The sequence below is a fragment of the uncultured Tenacibaculum sp. genome, assembly GCF_947494125.1.
Taxonomy (GTDB): Bacteria; Bacteroidota; Bacteroidia; order Flavobacteriales; family Flavobacteriaceae; genus Polaribacter.
The window spans coordinates 1-26,461 of record NZ_CANLTU010000017.1; the positions used below are offsets into that span (position 1 = coordinate 1).

The 26,461-nt window shown below is 28.8% G+C and carries 25 protein-coding genes, 2 tRNA genes and 1 pseudogene; 17 read left to right on the forward strand and 11 right to left on the reverse strand.

The window, feature by feature from the left end; translation table 11 throughout:
- Positions 1–56: 56 nt before the first annotated feature.
- Positions 57–617 (forward strand): hypothetical protein, encoded by a 561-nt coding sequence (locus Q0881_RS16680; RefSeq protein WP_299162796.1) that lies wholly within the window; start codon positions 57–59, stop codon positions 615–617.
- Here Q0881_RS16680 and Q0881_RS16685 read toward each other — a convergent pair.
- Positions 592–1,401, reverse strand: coding sequence for a hypothetical protein (locus Q0881_RS16685; RefSeq protein ID WP_299162799.1), 810 nt, complete (start codon positions 1,399–1,401; stop codon positions 592–594). The genes Q0881_RS16680 and Q0881_RS16685 overlap by 26 nt on opposite strands.
- An 11-nt stretch (positions 1,402–1,412) precedes the next feature.
- Positions 1,413–2,093: a hypothetical protein gene (locus Q0881_RS16690; protein WP_299162802.1), complete on the reverse strand. Its 681-nt coding sequence runs from the start codon at positions 2,091–2,093 to the stop codon at positions 1,413–1,415.
- 966 nt (positions 2,094–3,059) lie between these two features.
- Between Q0881_RS16690 and Q0881_RS16695 the strand changes: the two genes are divergently transcribed.
- The 6 genes from Q0881_RS16695 to Q0881_RS16720 all read left to right on the forward strand — a co-directional run bounded on the left by Q0881_RS16695 (position 3,060) and on the right by Q0881_RS16720 (position 8,969).
- Entirely contained in the window at positions 3,060–3,464 is a 405-nt protein-coding gene (locus tag Q0881_RS16695; RefSeq protein ID WP_299162805.1) for a hypothetical protein, read from the forward strand.
- On the forward strand, positions 3,446–4,753 hold the full coding sequence (locus Q0881_RS16700) for a hypothetical protein (RefSeq protein WP_299162807.1): 1,308 nt from the start codon (positions 3,446–3,448) through the stop codon (positions 4,751–4,753). The genes Q0881_RS16695 and Q0881_RS16700 overlap by 19 nt, the downstream gene beginning before the upstream one ends.
- 235 nt (positions 4,754–4,988) lie before the next feature.
- The gene (locus Q0881_RS16705) at positions 4,989–5,825 is read left to right on the forward strand and encodes a HEPN domain-containing protein (protein WP_299162809.1); all 837 of its coding nucleotides are present in this window, start codon (positions 4,989–4,991) and stop codon (positions 5,823–5,825) included.
- A gap of 231 nt (positions 5,826–6,056) precedes the next feature.
- Positions 6,057–6,830 carry an HNH endonuclease gene (locus tag Q0881_RS16710; protein WP_299162811.1) on the forward strand — a complete coding sequence of 258 codons (774 nt, stop codon included), beginning with the start codon at positions 6,057–6,059 and terminating at the stop codon, positions 6,828–6,830.
- Positions 6,831–7,037: 207 nt separating this feature from the next.
- On the forward strand, positions 7,038–7,973 hold the full coding sequence (locus Q0881_RS16715; RefSeq protein WP_299162813.1) for an ATP-binding protein: 936 nt from the start codon (positions 7,038–7,040) through the stop codon (positions 7,971–7,973).
- 225 nt (positions 7,974–8,198) lie between these two features.
- A complete protein-coding gene (locus Q0881_RS16720; protein WP_299162815.1) occupies positions 8,199–8,969 on the forward strand; it encodes an Abi-alpha family protein in 771 nt (256 codons plus the stop codon).
- 437 nt (positions 8,970–9,406) lie between these two features.
- On the opposite strand, the gene Q0881_RS16725 is transcribed toward Q0881_RS16720, so the two are convergent.
- From Q0881_RS16725 to Q0881_RS16735, 3 genes are read right to left on the reverse strand one after another with little or no spacing between them, the layout of a single operon-like run.
- A complete protein-coding gene (locus Q0881_RS16725) occupies positions 9,407–10,462 on the reverse strand; it encodes a hypothetical protein (RefSeq protein ID WP_299162817.1) in 1,056 nt (351 codons plus the stop codon).
- A gap of 45 nt (positions 10,463–10,507) precedes the next feature.
- Positions 10,508–10,918 carry a hypothetical protein gene (locus Q0881_RS16730; protein ID WP_299162820.1) on the reverse strand — a complete coding sequence of 137 codons (411 nt, stop codon included), beginning with the start codon at positions 10,916–10,918 and terminating at the stop codon, positions 10,508–10,510.
- 1 nt (position 10,919) lies between these two features.
- Positions 10,920–11,696 (reverse strand): hypothetical protein, encoded by a 777-nt coding sequence (locus tag Q0881_RS16735; RefSeq protein ID WP_299162823.1) that lies wholly within the window; start codon positions 11,694–11,696, stop codon positions 10,920–10,922.
- 505 nt (positions 11,697–12,201) lie between these two features.
- On the opposite strand from Q0881_RS16735, the gene Q0881_RS16740 reads away from it, so the two are divergent.
- From Q0881_RS16740 to Q0881_RS16765, 6 genes are all read left to right on the forward strand, one after another.
- On the forward strand, positions 12,202–13,029 hold the full coding sequence (locus Q0881_RS16740; RefSeq protein ID WP_299162825.1) for a hypothetical protein: 828 nt from the start codon (positions 12,202–12,204) through the stop codon (positions 13,027–13,029).
- 548 nt (positions 13,030–13,577) lie between these two features.
- Positions 13,578–13,892 carry a hypothetical protein gene (locus Q0881_RS16745; protein ID WP_299162828.1) on the forward strand — a complete coding sequence of 105 codons (315 nt, stop codon included), beginning with the start codon at positions 13,578–13,580 and terminating at the stop codon, positions 13,890–13,892.
- Between the two features lie 215 nt (positions 13,893–14,107).
- Positions 14,108–15,202: a hypothetical protein gene (locus tag Q0881_RS16750; protein WP_299162831.1), complete on the forward strand. Its 1,095-nt coding sequence runs from the start codon at positions 14,108–14,110 to the stop codon at positions 15,200–15,202.
- Positions 15,203–15,347: 145 nt separating this feature from the next.
- Positions 15,348–16,223, forward strand: a complete 876-nt coding sequence (locus tag Q0881_RS16755; protein WP_299162833.1) for a hypothetical protein — start codon at positions 15,348–15,350, stop codon at positions 16,221–16,223.
- Positions 16,209–16,302: transfer RNA gene (locus Q0881_RS16760), tRNA-OTHER, on the forward strand. Before Q0881_RS16755 ends, Q0881_RS16760 begins: the two co-directional genes overlap by 15 nt.
- A gap of 94 nt (positions 16,303–16,396) precedes the next feature.
- Complete coding sequence (locus Q0881_RS16765) at positions 16,397–16,990, forward strand: DUF4145 domain-containing protein (protein ID WP_299162835.1); 594 nt, start codon at positions 16,397–16,399, stop codon at positions 16,988–16,990.
- 49 nt (positions 16,991–17,039) lie between these two features.
- On the opposite strand, the pseudogene Q0881_RS16770 reads toward Q0881_RS16765, so the two are convergent.
- The 5 genes and pseudogenes from Q0881_RS16770 to Q0881_RS16790 all read right to left on the reverse strand — a co-directional run.
- Positions 17,040–17,229: pseudogene (locus tag Q0881_RS16770) on the reverse strand (IS110 family transposase); the annotation flags it as partial.
- A gap of 489 nt (positions 17,230–17,718) precedes the next feature.
- On the reverse strand, positions 17,719–18,951 hold the full coding sequence (locus Q0881_RS16775) for a site-specific integrase (protein WP_299162838.1): 1,233 nt from the start codon (positions 18,949–18,951) through the stop codon (positions 17,719–17,721).
- Positions 18,952–19,010: 59 nt separating this feature from the next.
- A tRNA-Arg gene (locus Q0881_RS16780) sits at positions 19,011–19,084 on the reverse strand.
- Between the two features lie 77 nt (positions 19,085–19,161).
- On the reverse strand, positions 19,162–19,389 hold the full coding sequence (locus tag Q0881_RS16785) for a DUF2007 domain-containing protein (RefSeq protein ID WP_299162841.1): 228 nt from the start codon (positions 19,387–19,389) through the stop codon (positions 19,162–19,164).
- A gap of 12 nt (positions 19,390–19,401) precedes the next feature.
- Complete coding sequence (locus Q0881_RS16790) at positions 19,402–19,554, reverse strand: SsrA-binding protein (RefSeq protein ID WP_299162843.1); 153 nt, start codon at positions 19,552–19,554, stop codon at positions 19,402–19,404.
- 575 nt (positions 19,555–20,129) lie between these two features.
- Here Q0881_RS16790 and Q0881_RS16795 point away from each other — a divergent pair.
- Positions 20,130–21,071 carry a calcium/sodium antiporter gene (locus tag Q0881_RS16795; protein WP_299162846.1) on the forward strand — a complete coding sequence of 314 codons (942 nt, stop codon included), beginning with the start codon at positions 20,130–20,132 and terminating at the stop codon, positions 21,069–21,071.
- Between the two features lie 82 nt (positions 21,072–21,153).
- On the opposite strand, the gene Q0881_RS16800 is transcribed toward Q0881_RS16795, so the two are convergent.
- The gene (locus Q0881_RS16800; RefSeq protein ID WP_299162848.1) at positions 21,154–22,176 is read right to left on the reverse strand and encodes a glutamine synthetase beta-grasp domain-containing protein; all 1,023 of its coding nucleotides are present in this window, start codon (positions 22,174–22,176) and stop codon (positions 21,154–21,156) included.
- A 192-nt stretch (positions 22,177–22,368) separates the two neighbouring features.
- Here Q0881_RS16800 and Q0881_RS16805 point away from each other — a divergent pair, with 192 nt between their 5' ends.
- From Q0881_RS16805 to Q0881_RS16815, 3 genes are all read left to right on the forward strand, one after another.
- On the forward strand, positions 22,369–24,552 hold the full coding sequence (locus Q0881_RS16805) for a glutamine synthetase III (protein WP_299162851.1): 2,184 nt from the start codon (positions 22,369–22,371) through the stop codon (positions 24,550–24,552).
- Positions 24,553–24,955: 403 nt separating this feature from the next.
- Complete coding sequence (locus Q0881_RS16810; protein ID WP_299162854.1) at positions 24,956–25,960, forward strand: hypothetical protein; 1,005 nt, start codon at positions 24,956–24,958, stop codon at positions 25,958–25,960.
- A 62-nt stretch (positions 25,961–26,022) separates the two neighbouring features.
- Entirely contained in the window at positions 26,023–26,460 is a 438-nt protein-coding gene (locus tag Q0881_RS16815; protein ID WP_299162857.1) for a hypothetical protein, read from the forward strand.
- The last annotated feature ends 1 nt before the right edge of the window (position 26,461 follow it).

Here is a 26,461-nt window from a genome sequence, read left to right on the forward strand (position 1 = left end):
ATTTATAGAATCTAATGATTTACAAGAACTTTTTTAAGTTCAGTCTTTAAATAGCCTTGCAACAGACTGCAACAAAAATATCCTTGTTGCAACAAAACAGCAACAAAAGCGCAACAGTTTTGCAACAAAAAACCTCTGTTGCAACAAAACAGCAACAAAAGTGCAACAGTTTTGCAACAAAAAAACTTCTGTTGCAACAAAACAGCAACAGAAGTGCAACAGTTTTGCAACAAAAAACCTCTGTTGCAACAAAACTGCAACAAAAGTGCAACAGTTTTGCAACAAAAAACCTCTGTTGCAACAAAACAGCAACAAAAGCGCAACAGTTTTGCAACAAAAAAAACCTCTGTTGCAACAGAACAGCAACAAAAGTGCAACAGTTTTGCAACAAGGTGCAACAAAACGCAACAGTTTGCAACAAAGAGCAACAAAATATATTTAAGGAGAATACCCCGAAACCCACTATAAATACTGGGTTTTTTAAAAATATCACAACAAAAGTGCAACAGTTTGCAACAAGGTGCAACAAACAGCAACAAAGTGCAACAGAATGTTTTCTAGAGATTACTTATAACTATACTTTATTCAATATCAAGTATAATTTATTTTACAATTAGGGTTGTGTTTTGTTATTAATTTAATTTCATCTATAGGTATACAATTGTCTATGTAAATTATTTCTAATTTTCTAAAGTGTGCTATGTGATTAATTGAAGTAACCTTAGTCCTAAAGCAATATATTTTTTTTAAATTTAATAGATTTGAAATAGCTTTTAACGATTCAACTTTAGTATCTACTATGTTTAGCTCTTCTAAATTATAAAGTTCAGATAATGGTTCTAAGTCTGATATCTCTGAGATACTACAATTAATTTGTTTTAATTGTCTTAAGAACTTAAGAGGTTCCAAAAATTTAATTTCTTCTCTCCATATACTTAGTCTATCAATAAGTAGTATTTCTCTTAGTTCTTTAATGGATATTTTACACAAATTAGCTTCTGACTCATTTAGTTCAAATTGCTTGTGTATTCTCTTTTTGAAGGTATATTTCCATCCTATATTGAGTGAACTCCACCAATTTATTAAATCACTATCAGAAAGCATATTTTTAAAAAACTCATTTTCTATAATCTCTATTGCTAAACTCCCTTCTATTTCATAAAATGAACTACTCTTAGGTGATTTATATTTAGATAATAAATTTTCTAATTTAGATGAAATAAGAGAAATATCTCCATTAATTTTTTTTGAGTATACTATTCTGTAAAAGTCATTTTCTATATTTGAATCTGAATATTTAAAATTTAAGTCAGCACACATCTTTTCTGGGGATTTACCTACAATGTTTACCAATGAATGTTTGCTAAATCTAGGGTTTATTATAATATTAATATGATTCATTTATTAAATTTTTAAGTACCTGCTTGATATACGCTCTTTTTATTTGCAGCGTAAATAGAGATTAAAAAAGGTGAATGTAAAATAAAATTTAAAATGTAATTTAAATATGGTCTATTGTAAATCAGGGGGATTTTGTAAGCAATCCAAGTAACTAAAGAAATAATACCTATTAAAATGATAATCCCTGCAATTGATCCTAAAATATTTGGAACATCTCTATGTACAGAGTTAGTAAAAGGTAATATAATTAAAACAATAATGATAAGAATAAAAAAATAATTAGAGGACAATATCATCCATAAACTAGATCGAACTTTAACATTTTTATTTATATCATCTTTTTTAATCTCTGTTTTTTTAATTGTAAGAATATCTGATTCTTTAAAGGGATTTATTTGACTTAAATCTAGGTTTTTTAACCGATCAGAGTAATGTTTTCTATTAAATATTTGAATTTCTAATTCATTTATTTTTGACATTTTTATAGAATCATTTTTATATATTTTCTTAAGTTTATCTATAGATTCTAATTTTTCAATTTTCTTACTCAAATGATAGTCATAAGAAAAATTAAGATAATAGTCACAAGCAGTAATAACAAATATTGAGATGATAAATATTGAAGTTCTTAAACTGAAGGAAATTGATTTATTTTCGAATAAATTAAGTAATCTTTCTATTAGTTTATCCATTTTTTAAGTTATTCCTACAGTAGTTTTAGTTTGCTAAAAATCATGACCTTACAGATTTATAATAATTACCTGAATTTTCAAGCTCACGAATGTAAAATAAAAATAAAAATTAATTCTACGGAAATCCATATTAAAAGTAAGGTTTTACCCTATTCTTATAAAACCTAAAGTCTATTATGTAATTAAACTATAGAAAACATTCTGTTGCTGTTTGTTGCGTTTTGTTGCAAACTGTTGCAGTTTTGTTGCAGGGTGGTTAAAAAACTATAGTATAAATTAGTCTATTAATTTTTTTGCAACAGTTTTGTTGCAGTTTGAAAAAAATCAGTAATTATAGGTGTTTGTATAGTGTCCTCTTAAAATATTTTTGTTGCAGTTTCCCAACAGTTTTGTTGCAAGGCGATTTTAAGATTGTAGTTATAAGTAACCTCTAGAAAACATTCTGTTGCACTTTGTTGTGTTTTGTTTCATCTTGTTTCAAACTGTTGCATTTTTGTTGTGATATTTTTAAAAAACCCAGTATTTATAAGGGTTTACGAAACGTTCTCTTTAGGTATATTTTGTTGCGCTTTGTTGCAAGCTGTTGCATCTTGTTGCATCTTGTTGCAAGATGGTTTAAAAACGATAGATTTAAGTTCTAAAAATGTTGATAAGTATAGAATACACAAGAGGATTTTAACCTTATTAAAAATAGGGTAAAACCTTACTTTTAATATGGTTTTTCGTAGTGTTAAATCTCATTTTTATTTTACATTAGTAAGGTTTGAAAACTCCATGAAAATTATAGTAGTTTATGATTAAATTTCTTAAGCTAGGAGATTTTGAAGAATTGTAACATCTCATTTATTTATATAACATGTTATAGAGTTGGAAAAAATAAACGGAACTTCTTTTATTAAAAATTCCGTATACCCAACAAAATTAGACACTAAGTGAAATTTCACTAAATAAAAAACTCAATCAATTATGTATTCAAAACAATACTTCAATTTGGATATTAATTCAGAAACAATTAAATCTGATTTAAATGATATTTTACTTTTTAAACACTACACTTATCTTTTAAGATGGACTAATAACACGGAAATTGTTCTTCTAGGTTTACTAATAGAGATTAATGGAAACTTTCATTCTTTGATAAGTCAACCTATTTCAGATTTTGATGGAGCGATTACGGTACCAATTGGAAACCTTGATACAAACGATTTCAAAATTCATTTTAGGATATACAACCCAAGCACAAATCTGATAATTCCAGAAATGAAAGTTTTTGTTATCAATGACACTGACCATATAGCTCATAAAACAAAACCAGCAGAAGATGAAAAAAAAGAATTAAAACCAAGAAAATTATGGCAATCAAAACTTTAAAGAAAACTCAATTAATCTGTTGTTTTATTTTAACCTTTTATTCTGTAAAAGGTCAAAATAATGCATCCACAATAGATGATTTACCTTTAAATCATACACATGATTCTTATACAGGATTAAATGCAGACGCCAATATATTTAATGATATTAGTCTTAATTCATTTGAATTACTAAGTACTAATATTCAATTTTCAAAAGATAACGACTTACAGAAAGTGATTTTTGCACCTTTTCAGTTGAAAAACATTTCAGCAAATGAAACGTATTGGGATAGCTTTCTAAGAAATACAAAATTAAACTTAGCTCAAAAAAACGGTATCTCTACTTTTGGATTAGGGTTCACTTGGGATAATTCAATGCATAATTCAAAAAGGGGAAGAAGTATAGGTAGACAGGTTATTCAAGCTAATGCTATCCGTTCAAATAAAATGATTAATAAAGAATTTGTGGCTGTTCTTAAAAAGGATATTGAATCTAGCAAAAGTTCTCAGGGTATCTATAAGTTATCTGATAAAATGATTGCTTTTCTTAACAAAATAGTAAATCTTTTAGAAACACAACCAACTGTAGGTTTTATTCCATCTAAGAACAAAAAAGACTTTGATAAAAATGGATTAACTCTAGATGATTATTTATACTTCAAAGAGCTATATAAGTCCTATATTGAGGAATCAAAAAAGAAATTAGATAGAGAATTAGCACTTGAATACTTCAAAGCATTACAAGAAAATAGCGTCAAAATTACATTTGGTGGTAACCTATCATTTTTTAGTGTTTTGGGTAGTGATGATGTCGATTTAGATAATGATAATCTTAATGATAACGAGTATAGTTTGCAACAGCAAAATTTGTCTTTGGGATTCACACATATTGTTAATGAAGTTTGGGGATACAGTATTACAAGCTATTATATAGAAAAAAGAGCTACGGCTGAAGCAGAAAATGAGTTACAGCCATATGTAGGTTTAAGTACTGCAATAGGTTTCAGAACTTGGATATTAGATAAGAATTATAAAACCAGTAAAAACTATTTAGAAAGTCTTTTTGTATCATCTATACATACAGGGTTAGCATTTGAATATTTAAAGTGTAACGCAAGTGACAATAGTGATTGCGCAGATGGCATCTTGAAAACAATAGGTTTAACACCTTATGTGGAGTTTAAGATAAATCCGAAAAACCAATTTAGAATAGGTATACCAATTTCTAGTAATAACAGAGTTGACTCTAATAGTGAAGAAATAGGACCGTTCTTTCAATGGAGATTACAATTAACCGGAAAAAATTAAAACGCTTTATAGTATTATCTAAAAACAATAGAAATTATGATAGGATTTCTTAAAAAGGAGATTTTGAGGAATTATAACATCTCCTTTATTTATATTGCATATTATAAAGTTGGAGAAAATAAACGGAACTTATTTTATTAAAAATCCCGCATAGCCAACCAAATTAGATAAATATAAGGAATAAAGTTCCGCATATAAACAAGTTAGTGTTAATTGCAAAACTGAACGAAATCAAATGGGATATTTTAGTGACTTAATGATAGATATGCAAGAAAGACCTGCTGATTTTAAATTAGCGGAGCATTTGGGTTTAACAATTCACGAACTTGACGAACTTGTATATGACATTGAAGAAGATGAAAGCTCAGACGGATTATTGTATAATTATCGAGTTGAATTCGATATAAAAAATAGCAATCCTGTAATATTAAAAAAAATAAAAAACTTGTCTGATGGTGTTAGAATTTATCTACAGCCTTATGAATTAAATGAAGATCATTACTACGAAGAAGAATTTGAAGCTTTTTCTGAAAATGAAAATCACTTAACGAAGTTTAACGATGAAATTTCGAATCTCTCATCTTTACTTACATTAAAAATTGAAAATCCAGAATTAGAGAAAATCTTAAATCGCCAATTATTTATTGGAGTAATAGGGACAATGGAAACTTTCCTATCTGAGGTTTTTATCAAATTGACACTTGAGAATAAAGAATATTTGAAAAATTTCATATCAAGTCATCCAAAATTTAAAACAAATAAATTTGAACTTAGAGAAATCTTTAAAGAATACGAAGTAATAGAAGAGACTGCTAAGAAAGTAATGCTTGATACAATTTATCATAATCTTCCTTCTGTCAGTTTAATGTTTAAAAGTACGTTCAAAATTGAATTCCCTTCTATTGGAGAAGTTTATAAATATGTGATGCTAAGACACGACCTTGTGCATCGAAACGGAATGACGAAAGAGGGAAAACCTGTTCCGGTTAACGACATTGAAATAGTAAACTTAATCGATGAAGTATCAAAATTTGTAAAGAAAATAGCTGAAGCATTAGAATTGGATAAATAAAAACTAACACTAACAATGTATATAAAACATAGCTATTATAGGCTTTCCGAAAGGTTTTTGCATATTTACTAAGACCGCCAAATTTAAAAATTTAGCTTTTTGAGAAAATTAAGATAAAAAAAATTAAAAATTCGGCTCGTGTATAATCCGAAACGAAAGCGCCTTTTTACACGCTACGTTTCATATACAGAGACGTTCTACATCATTTGAAGAAACACCCAGACAAAATAAATGAAATGTATTTTTTGCGATAATGAAAATGAAGCCAAATCAATTGAGCATATAGTTCCTGAATCATTCGGAAATAATTTCTATACTCTTCCAAAAGGTGCTGTTTGTGATGAGTGTAATAGTAGATTTTCGACTTTTGAAGGAAAGGCTTTAACAAGTTCTGTTTTTGCAATGGAAAGAGCTCGACTTGGAGTTGTTACTAAAAAAGGAAAGAACTCAAAAGGGAAAGTAAACGAGTTGATTATTGAGGGAGATAGAAACTTTCGAAAAACATTTTTGACAATTAAAGGAGTTGACAAAAACAATTCTAGAAATTACGATTCTGAAAAAGGAACTTTTCAGGTAGTAGTTCCAACTTTTGACAAAAGTGAGGTAGCTACTTCAAAATTACTTTTAAGTATTGGTTTGGAATCAATTTATAAATCCCAAAATAAGGTTTTTAATAAATACGATTTTACGGACTTAAAAAACTATTTAACGACTAAAGAAAATAAAGATTGGCCTTTTACAACAAGTAAATATGAAATTCAGAAATTTAAAAGTGTTCCGACTTTCTATGATAAATATAGATTAAAAAAAGCGCATTGTAAGTTAGCATTTTTGGAGCTTGATGATGATAATTTAATTTTTCAATTTGACTTTGGAGGAATATCAATGATGATTAACTTACTTAATAGAAAATTGGATTGGTTTAATACATTAATAGAAAACGATAAACAAGCACAAGTTTATCCCGAACATTATAGAACAAAACTCGGAATAAAAACGATGTAGAAAAGGTGTATAAAACATAGCTAATAAGTGCTTATCCGAAAGGTTTGTGTATATTTATAAAGTCCGTCAAATTTTTAAATTTAACTTTTTAAAAAGAGAAAAATTAAAAACAAAATATAAAAATTCGGCTCTGTGTTAATCCGAAAAATTAGCGTCTTTTTATACGCTACGTTTCATGCACAACAACGTTAGGCTTAATTAGAAAAAATGACTAGAAAAGACATTGAAAATATAATTGAAAATAAGGTCAGAGAAAGTAATACTCTTGAGTTTAAACAAGCTGAAGCATTATATAACTTAGCTAGAAAACAAGAAGAAGATATAAATGAGTTCACTAAAGATATTACTGCTATTGCTAATTCTAGCGGAGGAATAATAATTTATGGAATTCAAGAGTTTCCAAAAGGAAATAATAAAGGAAAAGCCAAGAAATTATCACCAATCGATAAAAGTAAAATATCTGTCGAATGGATGGAACAAATAATGAATTCTAGAATACAACCAAGAATTCAAAATTATAAAATATACGAAATTGACATTAATGAAAATCAATTTGTAGTTGCAATTGATTTTCAAGAAAGTACAACTGTTCATCAAGCAAATGATAAACGATATTATAAAAGATTTGAATTTCAATCAGTAAAAATGGACGATTGGGAAATAAAGTCTTTAGTTAATAGATATAATAAACCTATTATTCAGGAAAAAATATTTATTCAAAAAAAACCTGATTACTTAATAAAACAGTTAACTAAATTAAGAGCTTATGATTATGAATTGGTAATTGCCGTTGAAAACACTGGTAACATTATGGTAAATTATTTAAATTGTTTTTTGCAAATTGAAAAATCAGCATTCAAACATATAGACTTTACTAATCTCGAAAAAAACTCTCTATCGGATTTTTTTGAGATACCTTTTTCAAATAAAATAACAAGGACAATTACAATCCAAAATAATAAATTCGAAATAGGCTCTGAATATGAACCTATAATGCCTAATTCTTGGAGAAGGCTAAAGATTATTCCTATTAATAAAAGTTTTTTTGAAGAAAAAATTGAGTTTGAATTTTTCACATCAACAGAAAGTACACATTCAAATCAAAAATATTTAACATCTGAATTAGAAGTAGTAGAAAAATAACTAAGCCTAACAGTGGCTATAATTAATACGGGTTTTAGTGCTTAATCCAAAGTTTTGTGTTTTTTCATAATGTTACTTATTCTTATTTTGAGTATTTTTAGGTCAACAAAGAAAAAGTGCAAAATAAGTATAAGCCTGAGGTTCAGCTAATAATTTACGAATTGTATACCTCCTATACTAATCTTATACAAAACCGTTAGAGACAATTAAAAAAACATTGAAAACATGGGGGAATTAAGTGAAATAGCTAAAGAATTAAATTTACCCAAACAACTTCTTGATAAAGGTGAAAAAGTAATTAAGGCTGTTCTTGGCCCTTCAGTTTCTCAAATTTCCGAAACATTTGCTGATAATTTTCGATTAAGAAGGTTTAAAAATCAAATTAAAATTTTAACAAAAGCCCAAGAGCATATCGAAAAATTAGGTTTTGACCCAAAACAAGTAAACCTTAAAGTTCTAGCGCCTTTAGTTCAGCTAAGTTCCTTAGAAGAGAATATAGAATTACAAGAAAGATGGGCCAAATTAATAACTAATATTGTAAAAATAGAAGGACAAACTCTACTTAAACAAAATTCAATCGAAATAATTAGTAAAATATCGAATGAAGAAGCGCAATTAATAGATTTCTTATATGATTATTTTATACAAAAAAGACTTAAAAGATTCCAAAACGATAATAGAACACCAAGTCTCTATCCTTCAATAAAAAAGAAAGAATTAGAAGATTATCCATTGAAATGGTTTTCATTTTTACTAACAGATATTTCAAAGAAAAGAAAAATTAGCATTGCCGAATTAGAATTAATGATTTCTAATTTAACTACTTTAGGAGTTATTAAATGGGACCCAGAAGTAGAAGTTTATAACGCTGAAAAGTCATACACTGATCCAGAAGATACATCTTTGGATATAGATATAGAAGTTTATGACAGTGAAACAATAAAATTAACGAATTTAGGATTTGAATTTGTTAAGATTTGTAGGTTAAAAAAGTAACTTCCCCAACACCGTATAAAATTAATTGCTGGTTTTAGACTACTTACGAAAGTCCTTGCGGACTTGTTATCTGTGTTTATTTGCTAACTTAGGTACTTGAAATACGTAACTAATTTTATACAAATACGTTGTTAAAATCTATAGTTATGAGTAATATCTAGAAGACATTTTGTTACATCTTGTTGCAAAATTGTTGAGTTTTTATTGCAAGGTGGTTTAAAAATTATAGAATAATAAGTATTATAATTATACAGTATTATCGAGACGTCATAAGACTTCTTTTTCATAGCAATTTTCCCACTCAATCTTTTGAGTGGGTTTTTTATTTATATACTGTTTATTTTCTGTTGCAACAAGAGTGTTTTTGTTGCAGAACTGTTGCGCTTTTGTTGCTATTTTGTTACTGTCTGTTGCAAGGTGGTTTAAAACTATAGTTATTATCCTATTATTTTCGTTTTAATCTTTAGGAAATCATAAATTTGTTTGGCTCTTAATTTCATTTTTTTGTCATCAGTGATGAAAAAGTCAGAACAAGATGCATATACAAGATGGTCAATATCATATAAAGAACTTTTTATTGTCCTTTCATTTTTATCTGTTTTATATCCTAAATTGTCTAAAACATTATATAATGAATGTATTACATTTTGAATTTCAGAAAAAGTACAGTTTTCTATTTTAAATTCTGAAATAGTTTTTTGATAACCTGAAAAAAGTAATAGTTTGTTTAATTCAAGTTCAGTTATTTCACTAAATATTTCTTTACTATTTCCTGTTTTAATATTAAATTTTCCTCCAGATATTTTTTCCCAATATATGTTTTTATCTTTTTGTTTTATAATTCTATTCTCCTCTAAATATTTATTTACTGAAGTATTGGTTAAAGCTATTTTATAGGATTCCTTTGGGTCTTCACAATAAAAATCTAATTTATCATCTACGTTTAATATAAAATTATTTTTAGTAAAACTCCGTATTGTCTCAATTCTAATTTGAATTTTTTCATCATCTTTCATTCTATGAGTTTCTTCCAAATGGATTGGGGAATAACAATAAATAAGATCTTTTGATGTTTCTATTTCTGGTATTGGTATTCCTCTATCTATTCTGTCGAATAAATTAAAATCTAAATAAACAGTAGATTCTGTGTTTGTGTTAATTGATGATTTTGGTGGTATTTGAGCTCTACCTATTGTTATATTATCTATTATTTCATCTGTGTTTTTAGCTTTTTTCCAAAATTGTAATTTTTCTGCTAAATCTTTTTTATCTCCATTATTCTCTATTATGTTTTGTAATAAATCTTCGTAGTAAGCAAAATCTAAACAATTTCCACAATCGTAGCATTTAACAGGTATAATTCCATTTAATTCTTCAACAATTTGTTCTATTGATTTTCTTAAATCAGAATATGTTATTTTATCTTCATTGTAACTTGAAAGCAATTCCTCTGATTGAATTGCCATTTTTTTAGATTTTAGACAGTCGTTCATTTTAATTAATGTAAACGTTTTGGCTAAACTGCGTTTTAATGCAGTTTAGGTTTTGTTAGGCATATTTTTAATTATTTCTATTAGCGCATGAGCAATACGCAATTGTTTATGCTTTAAAACAACTTGGTCCTTATTAGATTCTGATAATTCATTAATAACACTCATAATTCGTTGATTGATTTCTTGTCTTGAACTATTAAAGTGGGAAAAATTAACAGCTCTGATTTCCCCGTTTTCAGATTGATTAATTCCATTTATAAATTGAATTTCTTCTATTGGTTCACTTGTGAAGGAAATGACAAATTTTGTATCATCTAATTCCACATTTTTTATCTGTGGGATATGATCTTTGCTTATTGCAACATTGTAAATTTTATCATCAAGTTTCAGTTTCAGTATTTTTCTGAATTCAACATTTATAAAATTCTGCAAATTTGTTATGTCTTGAAATTCCATATTATTTGCTGTTAGAATTAAAAAACACACTATAATTTGAAACTACATCTTCAATTTTTCTGAAGTCTACGTTATCTAGACCATTGTTATCCAAGGAGTCAATAATTATAACTCCATATAAATCCTCGGAACCAAAATATTTAATAGGACAAGCCAAATAGGAAATTGATTTGTCATTCAACTTTTTTGCTTTATGTAAAGGAAGACTCAAACGGTTCTTTTGAATATTACAGTATTTGATAATATCACTTGTCGTATTTTTAGGAATCCTTTCTTGAATTATTTCTCCAATTTTATAACAAGAACCAACAACACCTTCATCCGGTAGAAATTTTACTCTTGATAACTTCATTTCTTGCCTAGTTTGATACCTTCCAACATTTCTTAAATAAGTTCTGAATTCTGGAAGAAAGTATTTTTCTTGTCTAAACATAAAGCCCTTTTTCGCTTTAAAAAAACTAACCCTATATTTTGAATTCGAAAGGGTAGTGTCTGGTGTAATGAATTGATCGAATAATAGTTGACAGATATTATTATACATGTTTCTTATCTCCTTCGATTCTTTTAAACCATGAGATAATACATATAGAATAATATTTATCCCCCCTAGAATTGCTAAAATTGTCTTAGGACTGTCCAAAATATATTTTCTCAAACCATCATCCAGCAATCCTTTGGTTAGTAATAATTCTTTACTTGCAATTGATTCAATATAAACTCCAATTAAAAAGAGTATGAAGGCTTGGCACGCACCAATTATTATTTTTTTTATTCCCATTTAATTGTTTTCAGTTCAGATCGTGTTATTTATTATGCCTAACAATTGTATATGCCTATTGTTGATATATCGTATATATGTTATATGGTTTGAAATTATTTTTTTTTAGCACGAATACCAATATTAATTATTTAATAATAAACGCTAAGGTTTCTTTTTTTTTGTTGACATAAATTCGTGAAATTTTTAATCTATTTAAATTTTAATAAATTTTCAGCGCTCGAATGTAAAAGATAAATTAAACTTAACTTTGTTAAAACCCGTAATAAAAGTAAGGGTTTACCCTATTTTTAATTAATTCAAGTACTTTTTTCAAAAGTATTAAATGATATAAAACTAAATTTATGGTAATCCGTATAAAAGAATAGACAAACTATAGTTAATCAGCTCTACTAAAAAGCTAAAAAGTTCATTGACATAATTGTAGTAAATAATAATTTTTCTAAATTAGCTAGGAAGATAACAACGTAATTTATACTTATATAAACAAGTTAGACATAATTATATGAACAGAGAAGAATTAAAGAATTATTTGGATAAGGGAACTGATATAGTTGGTGGTGGAATTGGTGGAGCTTTAGGGCTTATAGGTGGACCTTTAGGAGCTATTGGCGGAGGAGTATTAGGTGTTGCAATAACTCATGGAATTAAAGAAATTGTAAATCGTCAACTATCCAATAGAGAAGAAATTCGTGTTTCAGCTTCAACAGTTTATATTTTAAGTGGATTATCTGAAAAATTCGAGAGAGGAGAACAAATAAGACAAGATGATTTCTTTAATAACCTAAATGGAAGAAGTAACGCAGAAGAATTGTTTGAAGGAGTGATACTCAAATGCAAAGAGCAATACCAAGAAAAGAAAATTAAATATATCTCTAAGATTTATGAAAAAGCAATTTTTGATTCGAATATATCATCAGAGACTGCTAATCAAATTTTAATAATAGCAGAAAGCTTTACATATCGAAAGTTTTGCATTATTTCATTTTACAAGAGAAATGCTGAGTTGTATAATATTAATGATCTTATGCAAGACCCTTATGTATGGTATCCAAACTTGGCTTCTAGTTTAGGACTTGACATTTTGAAACAAGATATTTTTGATTTAATTAATCTAGGTATAATTGATTCAAATAATACACTTATGACAACAAGTAATGATGTTATGCCAGGAAAATTAAAACTAACTAAGATTGGTATGGAATTATTTGAGTTGATGAGTTTAAATGAGATTTTAAAAGAAGATTTAGATCCAATATTTAATGAATTAAAATATAAAGAAGAGTTTGGTATTAGTCAATATGGGACTAAAAATGGAATACAGCAAAACTAAGCTTAACAATAAATATTATTTACTACAAACACTTTTTTTAAGGTGTTTTTTTATGTCTAAGATTTAAGTAAAAGAATATTAAAATAAGTGTAGTATAAATTAGTCTGTTGCAAACTGCAACAGTTTTGCAACAAAAACATCCTTGTTGCAACAAAACAGCAACAAAAGTGCAACAGTTCTGCAACAAAAACACTCTTATTACAACAATCAGCAACAAAACGCAACAAAATATATTTAAGAAAAACACCTCGAAAACTCCTATAAATACTGGGTTTTCAAAAAACATCACAACAAAAGTACAACAGTTTTGCAACAAGGTGCAACAAAACGCAACAAACAGCAACAAAGTGCAACAGAATGTTTTCTAGAGATTACTTATAACTATAGATTAATTACTCAAGAGACTTTAATTGAATTAAAAATAGGGTAAACCCTTACTTTTAATACGGATTTCCATAGAGCTAACTTTTAATTTTATTTTACATTTGAAAATTCAAAATTCTAATGAATGTTTGAGTTATATAAAAGTACCAATTAAATATTAAGCTATGGTAAAATATTTCATTCTTAACGATAAGAAAGAACCTAAAGAAGTTTCTAAAAAGGAGTATTCAAAATGGGTGAAAAATAACTCTTCATTATACAATCGAGAATTTGAAAGAAAGGACGGAACAAAGGACGTAAGTTTAACATTCCAAGGAGTACAAAAACAGAACAAAGAAATATCATTATTTTCTGTACGTTCAACTTTCATGGGATATGATGGAGAAATTATTACCGATTTCAAACATGAATTTGCATCTTTAGAAGAAGCAACAGAACATTATGAAGGTGAACTTTTTTTAAATGGCGATAAGGAATAATATATATAATTTATTGCTAGTATTAATTAAAAAGTTGGAATTCTTAAAAAGGAGATTTTGAGGAGTTATAAGATCTCTTTTATTTATATTGCATATTATAGAGTTGGAAAAAATAAACAGAACTTATTTTATTAAAAATTCCGCATAGCCAACCAAATCATACAGATACTAGGAACAAAGTTCCGAATGTAAACAAGTTGTGCACTATTTGAGAAATGAAGAAAACTATAGGGAAACCTGAAAATTGGCAAGATTTTGAATCACTTTGCAAAAAGCTTTGGGGAGAAATTTGGGGAATTCCTAACAAAATAAAAAAGAACGGAAGATTAGGACAAGAACAGGCAGGCGTAGATGTTTACGGAATACCTAAAAATGAGACAAAATATTGGGGAATTCAAGCCAAAGGCAAAGACGAAAACATAAAAGCAAAACTGACTGAAAAAGAAATTATAACTGAAATTCAAAAAGCTAAAACTTTTAAACCTGAATTAGAAGTCTATATCATCGCAACTACTCAAAATAAAGATTCAAAAATTGAACAATTTGTTAGATTAAAGGATATTGAGAATAGAGAAAATGGTTCATTTGAAATCCTACTTTATTGTTGGGAAGATATTGTAGATCTATTAGAAGAAAACCAAGATACATATCAATGGTATCAGCACGGAATTGGTCAAAAAGGAAAATTCGATTTCAGAGTATCATTTAACGAATTAGAGGATAATTTGACTTTAAACCCAATATTCGAAAAAGAAATCACAAAGTTTAAGCACACAAAAAAATCTACATCCGAAATTTTAATGGAAAGTTTAAATTCTCATAAGTCTATACTTGATGGAATTAATCCGTTGTTTCCATTTCATTCTAATAAAATAAATAAGTCGTGGTGCAGTTTCGATTTTGTAATGGAAAATATCGGTTCTGTTGTTATTGAAGATTGGAGAGTAAGAATTAAATTTTTAGAAGGTGTTGCTAGACTTGATGAAGGCACACCACTTTTTCCAAAATTATCTCTGACCGAATTTGTTGATGACGAATCAAAAACAATTACCTATCGACCTAGAGACAATAAACCTTTAATTCAAAAAGACAACACATATTTTGAATTATCACTTTTACCGAAAACAGACTCTGACAAAATAGTATTCGAGTGGGAATTGTTGGCTAGAGATTTTCAAAGAAAAGAAGTGGCAGAGATATTAATTGAACCTGAATATGTAGAAAAAATCGAGTTTGAATTAATTAATGATGAAGATGAATTGAAAGAAGATGAAGTTTTTATTTCATATTACGTTGTCGAAAAAAAATAAAAACAGTGCACAACACCGTATATAGTTTATTGCTAGTTCTAGTCTACTTACGAAAATCCTCGCGGATTTTCTATTCGGTTTTTATTTGCTAAATTACGTGCTTAACCACGCAACAAACCATATACAAACACGTTACCAGCAATAGATGAAAACGATAGAACTAAGAGATTTTTACAAAACATTATCTGAGTTGAACAACAGTTTCACTCATTATTCATTTGTATGGAGTCAATTCAATATCGACTATTCTGAAACTCTGGAAAAGAATCCTGAGACCTTAACTAAAGATTATTTTGAGACCAATCCTTTCAAAAGAAAGCATAATATTAAATTTAGCGAACTGGACAAAGAGCATTCAAAAACTAATGAGTCATTAATTAAGGGGATTTTTCTCTTAATATACACTCATTTTGAAAGCTACCTCAAAGACCTCTTTTTATTTGCGAAAACAGTTGACAATGAGATTCAACCATTAGAATCAAAAATCGAAGATGTTGATAATGACTTTATGCTCATTGATAAAACCTTTAACCGAATCGAAGTAAAAAAAGAGAAACTTCAATCCGAATTATTAATTACTCTCGATTATATAAGGCTTAAAAGGAACCGATTGATTCATAGTAACACTGAAAATATTAGCAAATCTTTAAACAAACTTATCAAATCTGACGGAAAAACCTTGAATGAATATTGGAACTCAAAATTACCGAGTGGATTGCAAGGTATTGATTTTAATAACAAGGACAACGCAAATGAATTAACATTCAGTATAGTAATTGATGTAATAAATATTTTCAGAAGGATATCAAACGAAATTGACAAGGTAGTAACGGAAAAACTAACAGAGAATTTAATAATCGAAAAAATAGTAATCCCAAAATTTAAAGACGTTTTGCGGAAAAAAATAAATGGAATTAAAACACAAAGAGTGATTTCAAAATTTGTAAAGTATTGTCAATCTGAATATTCGCTGACAGTTAATGATAAGCAAATAGAATTACTTAAACGCAGTATAGTTTAATGGTAAAATACCCCCTCGGAGAAGAAATCTTCAGTTTCTTGTTCAAGGGGCGACTGAGGTTCGATTCCTCATATTGCACTAAAAAATAAAGCTGGTAACAAAGTGTATAGTGCATAGCTACCCTTCGGGATAGCTACGACACCATACACCAACCGTTGGCAAACATTAAAAAAATGAATTGGAAAGAAGCATATAATGTACCATCAAAAGAATATAAATGCGGGTTCTGCGAAAGAGAAATTGCATCTGAACTTGGATTTACTGCAATCGGAACAGTAAGTGCCAATAAACACGGAAGGCACGAATCTTATGAAGGAATTAAAGGCAGTATTTATATATGCTATAATTGTAAAAATCCAACATATTTTGACGAGGATAATGAACAATATCCTGACACAAGTTTTGGGAATTTAATCAAGCACATAAAGGAAAAACAAGTCGAAGATTTATACCAAGAAGCTCGTAGATGTATGTCTTCACACTCATACACTTCGACAGTAATGTGCTGCCGAAAATTACTAATGAACATTTCAGTTAGCGAGGGAGCAAAAGAAGGTTTAAATTTTGTTGATTATGTCAACTATTTAAAAGATAAAAATTACATTCCACCAAACGGACTAAAATGGGTTGACGAAATAAGAAAACACGGAAATACGGCAAATCATAAAATCGTATTGAAAACAAAAGGCGAGGCTTTTAAAATATTATTATTTACAGAAATGCTTTTAAAATTCATTTACGAATTACCGAATATGATTAATGATTAAAAAACGACTTACCAATAAAGAAATGTGGTGAAAAGCAAGTAATATTTATTTAATTTTCATTCAAAGTTCTCCTATAAGTTTCATCATTTGTTAGTCCTGATTTTGCAATTGGAAATGCTTGTTTTAATGGCTTATTACAAACGGCTATTAATGCAAGTTTTTTACTCTTTCCTTTATTTTGCAACTATTTGTTCATAAATCTCTCTATACCCTTTGATATATTTGTAAGCATTAAAACTATAGTTATAAGTAACTTTCGGAAAACATTCTGTTGCACTTTGTTGCTGATTGTTGCATCTTGTTGCAACAGTCAGCAATAAAAATGCAACAGTTTAGCAACAAAAACATGCTTGTTGCAACAATCAGCAACAAAGTGCAACAAAACTGTTGCAAAAATATTTTAAAGAGGAATCTATGCAACCTCCTATAAATACTAGAGTTTCTCAAACTGTTGCAACAACTCTGTTGCAGTTTGCAACAAAACTGTTGCAAGAAAAAACAGACTAATTTATACTATAGGTTTCAAGATTTTGAAAAGCATTAAAATGATATTTTTCTTTATGAGTACAAAACTTCATGTTTGAAAGAGTACTAAATAATAGGTTTATTTTAGTATTATACTCAAGTTTGTACTAGTGTTAATTAACTGCCTATTAGGTCTTTGTGTGTTTTTATTTCAATTAGAGTACAATGAGTATAGTTTTTTGAAAAATAATCTCGTTAGTAGTTTAGTTTATTATATCATCCATGTTGTTGATTTCTTCATTCATAATACTATCAACTATATGTACATAAATCATTGTCTCTCTAATATTCGAATGGCCTAATATTTTTTGTAAATTTTCAATTCTTCCTCCTTTAATTAAAAAGTTTGTGGCAAAACTATGACGAGAAACATGAAAAGTAATGTTCTTTTTAATTCCACAAGCGCCAGCAATAAATTTCAATTCTCTATTTATATGCTCATTGGTGTAGGATCCATTGAATTCGTTATTGCTATTTATAAATTTTTTTGCAGATTCATTTAATTTAATTTTTTGAAATTTCCCTGTTTTTTCTGATTGAAACGCAAGGAAGTTTCCGATGATATTTTTATCAGATATGTTTTGTATGTCGGATATCCTTAATCCGGTAAAGCAAGAAAATAGAAAACGATCTAAAATATTTTTTCGAGCTTTAAAAATGAATTTAGATTCTCTATACTCGTATAAGATTTTAATTTCCTCAGGAGTTAAGAAGGTTCTATCTCCTTTGAATGATTTTACAGTAATATCATCAAATTTTAATTCGGTTCTAATGCCTTTTTTATTAGCAATGTGTAGGAATTTTTTAAAGTTTTTTAGGGTTGTTTGAATTGTAGTGTCCTTGTTTTTTAATTTTTTCTTACAGTGAATTATTAATTCATTAATAAGGTCATTATTTATTTCTTGAAATAGAATTGAATTTTTGAATTTCTTTAATTTAGTGATGGTTGAAAGTTGCTGTCTATAAGTTCCTTTAGCTAACGTGTTTTTTTGTTTTTCTAATTCTTTTTCACAAAATTTTATAAAATCAACTTTAGATGATGGGTTGTTTAAGTCCTCAAGTAGTTTTTCTAATGTTAAATATGCTCCTGAAAGCCTATAATTTACAGCAATATGATTGATTTCGGCTAATTTTTGTCCTATTACAAGGTTGTTGTCCTTTACTTGTTGAGAGTTACCTTTTATCACTTGTCTTTTTTCGTCAAATATTTTTGGGTTTACAAAAATATTAAGAGGTAAACGTTTTCTTTTTCCATCTAGAAATAATTGAATATACAGAGCACAGGTGCCGTCTATTCTTACGTAGTCCTTTTTTATGATGATTTTGTGTGTAAACTTCCCACTCATTTTCGTTGGGTAGTTATGTGGGACGTATAATTTATTTGTATGGATTTGCATAGCTGTAGATTTTCTTTTACAAACTTCTGTAAATGACAAAAACTCAACGTTTTAGATTTTAATCTAAAAGCGTTGAGCTTTGCGTTTTTTATTATTTGTGACCTCGACAGGATTCAAACCTGTAACCTCTTGAGCCGTAATCAAGTGCGCTATTCAGTTGCGCCACGAGGCCGTTTTGCGGGTGCAAATATAGGAATGTTTTTTAATTCTAGAAAATAAAAAAACAGTTTTTTTGAACTTTTATTTAAGTTATAAATTTAATTCCTCTTTAAAATCAGTAATTATTTTTTGAGCACCCTCAAAATCAGATTTATAGATAAATAAATTGCTAGAACCACCAGTGGTTCCAAAACCAGCAAGTCTTCCAGATTCTTTATCATCTTTTATTAAAGTAGCTATTTTAGCTTTATCAAGCAAGAAAGCAAGTCTGTTAGTTAAAATAGAAGTTCCAGTGTAAATTTTTATATGTTCTTTCATAATTGTAAGATTTTAATCCATCGAATTTATTGTTACAAAAGCACGCCATCCAATAATTGCTAATTGAAATTTAGATGCTTTAGAGATATCCAATTCTTTTTTAGTAAAAGAAGGTAAAAGGGCCTTGTTTAGTTTGGCTAAAAATTTAAACACTAGTTTTTTCATTGTAAGTTGATTCTATATCAAAAATACTGAAAAAATATTTAGTTTAAAATTCAAATTAATTAGGTTCACTTACAAATTTGAATAATTAAAAGAGTAAATATATAATTAGGGTAGCAATTTTTACAGCAATAATAATTAATTTTAGAGTGATAGCAATCATTAGTTTTAAGTGTTTTTGATTAGTTAAATTAGTTGATTTCTTAATTGTTTTTTAAATATATGAGAAAGCAAACTATAGCACCAAAACTTTTATAGTGAATTAATTAATTTGAATTTTAAATTAAAGTTAAAAATGTCATTTCTGTTTTAATATGCAACTTTATTTTCTTCAAATTAGTTTAATTTTATAACTTTTAAAGATGTTTATTGTTTTAAATTGAAATAAAATAAAGGGTTTTTTTTCTGTTTTTTAAAAAAGTAAAGGAAAGTAGATTTTTAAAAAGGTGTTTTTTATGGTTTAGATCTTTTATGAGATTTTAAAAAACAATTGTCAGTAAAAAAGAGGTAGCTATTTTATGGTGTTTTGATGCTTGTGTATTTCCGAGTCAAAACATTACCTTCGCAAAAAAAAATATATGAGTTTCGTTTATTTAATACTCGGATTGCTATTATTGGTTCTTGGGGGAAATTGGTTGTTGAAAGCTGCAGTAGGATTATCTTTAAAACTTAATATACCAAAAATAGTAATTGGTATGACGGTAGTTTCTTTTGCTACTTCTGCACCAGAATTAATTGTAAGTGTTAAGTCGGCTTTAAATGGAGCAACAGGATTGGCAGTCGGAAATGTGATAGGATCAAATATAGCAAACATAGGTCTGGTATTAGGAATTACAGTAATTTTATCTACAATAGAAGTTGAAAAAAGTTTTTATAAGACAGATTGGCCTGTAATGATGATTGCTTCTATGTTATTGTATTTTTTTATAGCTTTTGATAATATAATTCAGCGATATGAAGGTGTAATTTTATTTACTATGTTAATTGCATTTTTAATTTATTTATTACGTTTTCAAAAAACAGCAGTGGTAGATGAAATGCCTGAGGATGATGAAGAGTTGCCACTGTATAAAATTGTACTATTTTTAGTAATAGGAGGTATAGGTTTATGGGGCGGTTCGGAACTTTTAATAGATGGAGCAATAACAATGGCTAAGACTTTAGGAGTTAGTGAGGCTATTATTGGTGTAACCGTGGTTTCGGTAGGAACAAGTGTTCCTGAGTTAGCAGCGTCTATAATAGCGGTAATGAAAAAAGAAAAAGCAATTTCTTTAGGGAATTTAATAGGATCTAATGTATTTAATATTTTAGCGGTATTAGGTATTACTTCAATGATAACGCCAGTAGAAGTAAAACCAGATGCATTAAGCTTAATAAATAACGACATCTATTGGATGTTAGCCATTTCATTTATAGTATTGCCATTGGTGTTTTTTCCAAAGAAATTACGTTTAAACTGGAAAGATGGAATTGTTCTATTAGCTTCATACGTAGTGTTTATATATTTAACAATTTCATAGGTGATATTTTATTTTAAATAAAGCATAAAAAAGCCGCTATTAGCGGCTTTCTTGTTGTTGTGTGTTGTGTTGTTGTGGAAATTTATAAACTATCGCAAACTGGTTTTACAGTTTTTATAATTCTTGAGGCAATTTTATATGGGTCACCGTTTGATGCAGGTCTTCTGTCTTCTAAATAACCTTTCCAGCCACTTTCTACAGTTAAAATAGGAATACGGATAGAAGCACCTCTGTCTGAAATACCGTAACTAAAATCTGTAATAGAAGCAGTTTCATGTAAACCAGTTAAACGTTGGTCGTTGTGCGCGCCATAAATGTCAATATGTTCTTTGGTAACAGGTCTAAAAGCTTCACATACTTTCATGTAAATTTCTTTGGAACCACAAGTTCTTAAAACTTCATTAGAAAAGTTAGCGTGCATACCAGAACCATTCCAGTCACCTTTAACAGGTTTTGGGTGGTACTCAATATAGTAGCCATATTGTTCAGTTAATCTGTCTAATAAATATCTAGCAACCCAAATTTCATCACCAGCTTTTTTAGCACCTTTGGCAAATAATTGGAATTCCCATTGTCCAGAAGCAACCTCTTGGTTAATTCCTTCGAAATTTAATCCAGCATCAATACATAAGTCAGCATGTTTTTCAACAAAGTCTCTACCATGCGTATTTCTTCCACCTACAGAGCAGTAGTACATACCTTGAGGTCCAGGATAACCACCTACAGGGAATCCTAAAGGAAGTTGTGTCGTACGATCCATAATGAAATATTCTTGTTCGAAACCAAACCAAAAATCATTATCATCATCATTAATTGTTGCACGAGCATTTGATTCGTGAGGAGTTCCATCAGAATTCAAAACTTCAGTCATAACTATATAGCCATTAATACGAGTAGGATCTGGGTAAATAGCTACAGGTTTCAATATGCAATCAGAAGAGCCTCCTGAAGCTTGCTTTGTTGAAGATCCATCAAAAGACCAGTTTTTAATTTCGTTTAAAGTTCCTTGAAAATTGTCGTGATCTTCAACTTTAGTTTTGCTTCTTAGGTTTTGTGTTGGTTTGTAACCATCTAACCAAATGTACTCTAACTTAATTTTAGCCATGATAATATGAGAATATATTTTTTAGATTTAAATTCTTTGCAAAAATGAATATTTTATTTTAAGTATTAAAATTTTCAGGGGTTAAACTTTAAAAAGTTAACTTTAATTTAATTTAACCCTGTTTTTTTAGGGGGTGTTTACGGATTCATTAAAAATTTATATTTTTGCTACTGAATTTATACCATATATATAATGTCTACTTTAAGATTTAATGCATTACAAGAAACGTTGCACAGAAAACCAGTTTTTATTGAAGAAAAAGGGCGACGTTCTGAATTATTCGGGAAGAATGTTTTTAATGAACCAGCAATGCGTCAGTATATGACAAAAGAGGCGTATCAAAGCGTTATGGATGCTGTTGAATTTGGAACTAAAATAGACAGAAAGATTGCTGATCAAATTGCGGTGAGTATGAAAGATTGGGCATTGTCTAAAGGAGCAACACATTATACACATTGGTTTCAGCCATTAACAGGAGCTACAGCTGAAAAACATGATGCTTTTTTTGAAACAATAGAAGGAGGCGGTGCAATGGAACGTTTTGATGGTGGGCAATTAGTACAGCAAGAACCAGATGCATCTAGTTTTCCGAATGGAGGAATTAGAAATACATTTGAAGCTCGTGGTTATACTGCTTGGGATCCAACATCGCCAGCATTTATATATGGTACAACTTTATGTATTCCTACGGTTTTTGTAGCTTATACAGGTGAAGCATTAGATAATAAAGCACCTTTGTTAAGGGCGTTACAGGCAGTAGATACAGCAGCAACAGCAGTTTGTAAATATTTCGATAAAAATGTTTCTAAAGTAAATGCAACCTTAGGTTGGGAGCAAGAATATTTTTTAATAGATACAGCATTAGCATCAGCTAGGCCAGATTTAATGATGACCGGTAGAACTTTGTTAGGACATTCGCCAGCAAAAGGTCAGCAATTAGATGATCATTATTTTGGTTCAATACCTACCAGGGTTATGAGTTTTATGCGAGATTTAGAGCAAGAATGTATGTTATTGGGTATTCCAGTAAAAACACGTCATAATGAGGTAGCTCCAAATCAGTTTGAACTAGCACCTATTTTTGAAGAAGCAAATTTAGCCGTAGATCATAATTCATTATTAATGGACGTGATGGAAAAAGTTTCGCAACGTCATCAGTTTAAAGTGTTGTTTCATGAAAAACCATTTGCAGGAATTAATGGGTCAGGAAAACATAACAATTGGAGTTTGGCAACCAATACAGGAGTTAATTTATTAAGCCCAGGGAAAACTCCTATGAAAAACTTACAATTCTTAACCTTTTTTGTAAATACAATAAAAGCGGTTTATGATTATGAAGAGTTGATAAGAGCGTCAATTGCAAGTGCTAGTAATGACCATCGTTTGGGAGCAAACGAAGCGCCGCCAGCAATAATATCAGTTTTTATAGGGTCACAATTATCATCGGTATTAGACGAATTAGAAAATGTAACAAAAGGAAAGTTATCACCTCAAGAAAAAACAGATTTAAAATTAAATATAGTAGGTAAAATTCCTGAAATATTATTAGATAATACTGATAGAAATAGAACCTCTCCATTTGCTTTTACGGGGAATAAGTTTGAATTGCGAGCAGTAGGTTCGTGGTCTAATTGTGCAGGTCCAATGACAGTTTTAAATACTATCATAGCAAAACAATTAAAAGAGTTTAAGATTGAAGTTGATAAACTAGTTGAAACAAAGAGTTTAAAGAAAGATGAAGCCGTTTTTAATGTATTAAGAGAATATATTAAAGCATCAAAGAAAGTGCGATTTGAAGGGGATGGTTACGGTGAAGCATGGGAAAAAGAAGCTAAGAAAAGAGGCTTAAGTAATAATAATACAACTCCAAATGCATTAAAGGCTAAGGTTTCAGATAAAGCAATTAAGCTTTATGAAGAAATGAAGGTGATGAATAAAGTAGAAGTGGAGGCAAGACATGAAATTGAGTTAGAAGAATATTCGAAGCGTATTCAAATAGAAAGTAGAGTGTTGGCAGATGTAGCAAGAAACCATGTAATACCTACAGCAATTCAATATCAAAATACATTGATAGAAAATGTAAAAGGTTTAAAGGAAATTTTTGGAGAAGAATTTAAAAAGTTTTCAAAAGAACAAATTGATTTAATACAGAAAATATCAAATCATATTGCAGAAATAAACTCCAAAATAGAGCAAATGACTGATGAGCGAAAGAAAGCTAATAAATTAGTTGGACAAAAAAATGCTGATGCATACTGTGATAAAGTAACACCTTATTTTGAGGAAATTCGTTACCATTGTGATAAACTAGAATTAATGGTGGATGATAATTTATGGCCTTTAACAAAGTATAGAGAATTACTTTTTACGAGATAAAAGACTTTATTTAATTAAAGGATTTACTTGTTTGAAAAGGGGGTTTTCCCCCTTTTTTAATGTTGTAAATGAAATATAAAATATACTTCTCTCCCTTATATTTCCTTGTTTTTTTAATTTTTAAGATTTTTAAAAATTAAGCTCTAAAGTAAATAGGTATTTTAATAGATAGTTAAAAGTTGTATCTTAGCTATGTTTAAACACGCAAACTATATATAGTTTTTAGTACGACCTACTCAATAGGTTGATGAAAATGAAAAGTGACGCACCTCAGTCATATCATTTTACCCTAGTAATTTTATTCTACCCCAATATTTTAATAACATACCCTAATCGTTATAAGTATATAGCGTAGATATATGGTATGTTAAAATTTAACTAACGTATTTTAAAATTATTAATTATGAAAAAATTATTAATAGTAGCTTTATGTTTAGCTACAGGTATGGCATTTTCTCAAACGCAAAATGTTTATAGTCCGTCAATTCAGGATGCTATTGGGAAAAGAGCTGGTACGCCAACACATGCAAAAGCAAGAACTAATGCTGAAAAACCAGTATGTGCTGACTGTGAAGTGGAGCAAGTAGAGTGTCCAGAAGACTTTATTATTGAAGGAAAAAATAAAGTAGATATCCAGCAGATTGGTGATAGTAACCAAGCTAAAGGAGAGCAGTATGGTAACAGTAACATGTCATTAATTAGACAAGATAATTCTAACTTTGTTCCAGGAGGAGAAGGTAATTTAGCATCTACTGAACAAATAGGTAATGGTAACGGAGCTGATGTTAAACAATTTGGTAATGCAAATAAGGCTCGTGTTTGGCAAAGTGGTGATGGTAATTATGCAAAACAAGATATAGGAGACGATTCAGCTAAACAGGCAGAAGGTAACTTAACTTATGTAGCGCAATGGGGTGACGATAATAAATCGTATCAAAGACAAAGATATGATAATAATGAAGCTTCAGCATATCAAACAGGAAATAGAAATTCAGTTGTGCAAAAGCAAACTAGTGGGCCAAATGGATCTAGTGGTAGTGTAGCTTTTGCAAATCAAATTGGAGATGATAATGCAGCAGAACAAGACCAAACAGGTTCTCATAACTATGCGTCTGTTTATCAGTCAGGAAATGGAAATAGTTCATTAGAAACTCAGACAACTACAACTGATGACCCAAGTATTTGTAACATATCTACAGTTAATCAAGTAGGAGATGATAATAAATCATGTGTTACTCAAGACTCAGATATGGGTAATAACTGTAGTTTGGTAAATCAAATTGGAGATAAAAATTCATCTGTAGTAAATCAAATAGCTAACCAAGGAGGAAACAATGCTTCATGTGTATTACAAAGAGGTAATATGAATAAAGCACAAGTTATTCAAACTGGACCAGGTAGTATTTAATAGTTTAAAATGGAGTGAGAATAATATTCTCGCTCCATTTTTTTAAATTAAAAAACAAAGATATGGGAGTGATTAAAAAAATAATTGTTGTTTTAGTTTTATTGTTTTCATTTTTGTTAAATGCTCAAAATGAAAAGCTTCCTAGCTATTTTTCAAATGAATTGCAGTTAAATCAAATAGAATTATCAGAAAAATATAATAACGGTTTTCAAGTTAGATTGCAACAAACAAATAGCACAATAATTTCGTTAAAGCAAATTGGTAATGAAAATATAGCAAACATTGATAATAAACTAGCACAAGGAAAACATAAAGTATATCAAATAGGAAATCAAAATAATTATCAGTTTTTGAATTATAGAAATAATCAACAAATAAATTTAGGAATACTACAAACAGGAAATGCTAATTCATTAAAAATTATTGGCACAAACTCTATGTTTAGTAATCTTAAAATAACTCAATTTGGAGGGGCTAGTATGAATATTATTAATTATTAGT

Excerpts from the sequence above, each read along its gene's own strand:
- Q0881_RS16685 (WP_299162799.1), bottom strand. The coding sequence starts at position 1,401 with ATGAATCATATTAATATTATAATAAACCCTAGATTTAGCAAACATTCA.
- Q0881_RS16690 (WP_299162802.1), bottom strand. The coding sequence starts at position 2,093 with ATGGATAAACTAATAGAAAGATTACTTAATTTATTCGAAAATAAATCA.
- Q0881_RS16695 (WP_299162805.1), top strand. The coding sequence starts at position 3,060 with ATGTATTCAAAACAATACTTCAATTTGGATATTAATTCAGAAACAATT.
- Q0881_RS16700 (WP_299162807.1), top strand. The coding sequence starts at position 3,446 with ATGGCAATCAAAACTTTAAAGAAAACTCAATTAATCTGTTGTTTTATT.
- Q0881_RS16705 (WP_299162809.1), top strand. The coding sequence starts at position 4,989 with ATGGGATATTTTAGTGACTTAATGATAGATATGCAAGAAAGACCTGCT.
- Q0881_RS16710 (WP_299162811.1), top strand. The coding sequence starts at position 6,057 with ATGAAATGTATTTTTTGCGATAATGAAAATGAAGCCAAATCAATTGAG.
- Q0881_RS16715 (WP_299162813.1), top strand. The coding sequence starts at position 7,038 with ATGACTAGAAAAGACATTGAAAATATAATTGAAAATAAGGTCAGAGAA.
- Q0881_RS16720 (WP_299162815.1), top strand. The coding sequence starts at position 8,199 with ATGGGGGAATTAAGTGAAATAGCTAAAGAATTAAATTTACCCAAACAA.
- Q0881_RS16725 (WP_299162817.1), bottom strand. The coding sequence starts at position 10,462 with ATGAACGACTGTCTAAAATCTAAAAAAATGGCAATTCAATCAGAGGAA.
- Q0881_RS16730 (WP_299162820.1), bottom strand. The coding sequence starts at position 10,918 with ATGGAATTTCAAGACATAACAAATTTGCAGAATTTTATAAATGTTGAA.
- Q0881_RS16735 (WP_299162823.1), bottom strand. The coding sequence starts at position 11,696 with ATGGGAATAAAAAAAATAATAATTGGTGCGTGCCAAGCCTTCATACTC.
- Q0881_RS16740 (WP_299162825.1), top strand. The coding sequence starts at position 12,202 with ATGAACAGAGAAGAATTAAAGAATTATTTGGATAAGGGAACTGATATA.
- Q0881_RS16745 (WP_299162828.1), top strand. The coding sequence starts at position 13,578 with ATGGTAAAATATTTCATTCTTAACGATAAGAAAGAACCTAAAGAAGTT.
- Q0881_RS16750 (WP_299162831.1), top strand. The coding sequence starts at position 14,108 with ATGAAGAAAACTATAGGGAAACCTGAAAATTGGCAAGATTTTGAATCA.
- Q0881_RS16755 (WP_299162833.1), top strand. The coding sequence starts at position 15,348 with ATGAAAACGATAGAACTAAGAGATTTTTACAAAACATTATCTGAGTTG.
- Q0881_RS16765 (WP_299162835.1), top strand. The coding sequence starts at position 16,397 with ATGAATTGGAAAGAAGCATATAATGTACCATCAAAAGAATATAAATGC.
- Q0881_RS16785 (WP_299162841.1), bottom strand. The coding sequence starts at position 19,389 with ATGAAAGAACATATAAAAATTTACACTGGAACTTCTATTTTAACTAAC.
- Q0881_RS16790 (WP_299162843.1), bottom strand. The coding sequence starts at position 19,554 with ATGAAAAAACTAGTGTTTAAATTTTTAGCCAAACTAAACAAGGCCCTT.
- Q0881_RS16795 (WP_299162846.1), top strand. The coding sequence starts at position 20,130 with ATGAGTTTCGTTTATTTAATACTCGGATTGCTATTATTGGTTCTTGGG.
- Q0881_RS16800 (WP_299162848.1), bottom strand. The coding sequence starts at position 22,176 with ATGGCTAAAATTAAGTTAGAGTACATTTGGTTAGATGGTTACAAACCA.
- Q0881_RS16805 (WP_299162851.1), top strand. The coding sequence starts at position 22,369 with ATGTCTACTTTAAGATTTAATGCATTACAAGAAACGTTGCACAGAAAA.
- Q0881_RS16810 (WP_299162854.1), top strand. The coding sequence starts at position 24,956 with ATGAAAAAATTATTAATAGTAGCTTTATGTTTAGCTACAGGTATGGCA.
- Q0881_RS16815 (WP_299162857.1), top strand. The coding sequence starts at position 26,023 with ATGGGAGTGATTAAAAAAATAATTGTTGTTTTAGTTTTATTGTTTTCA.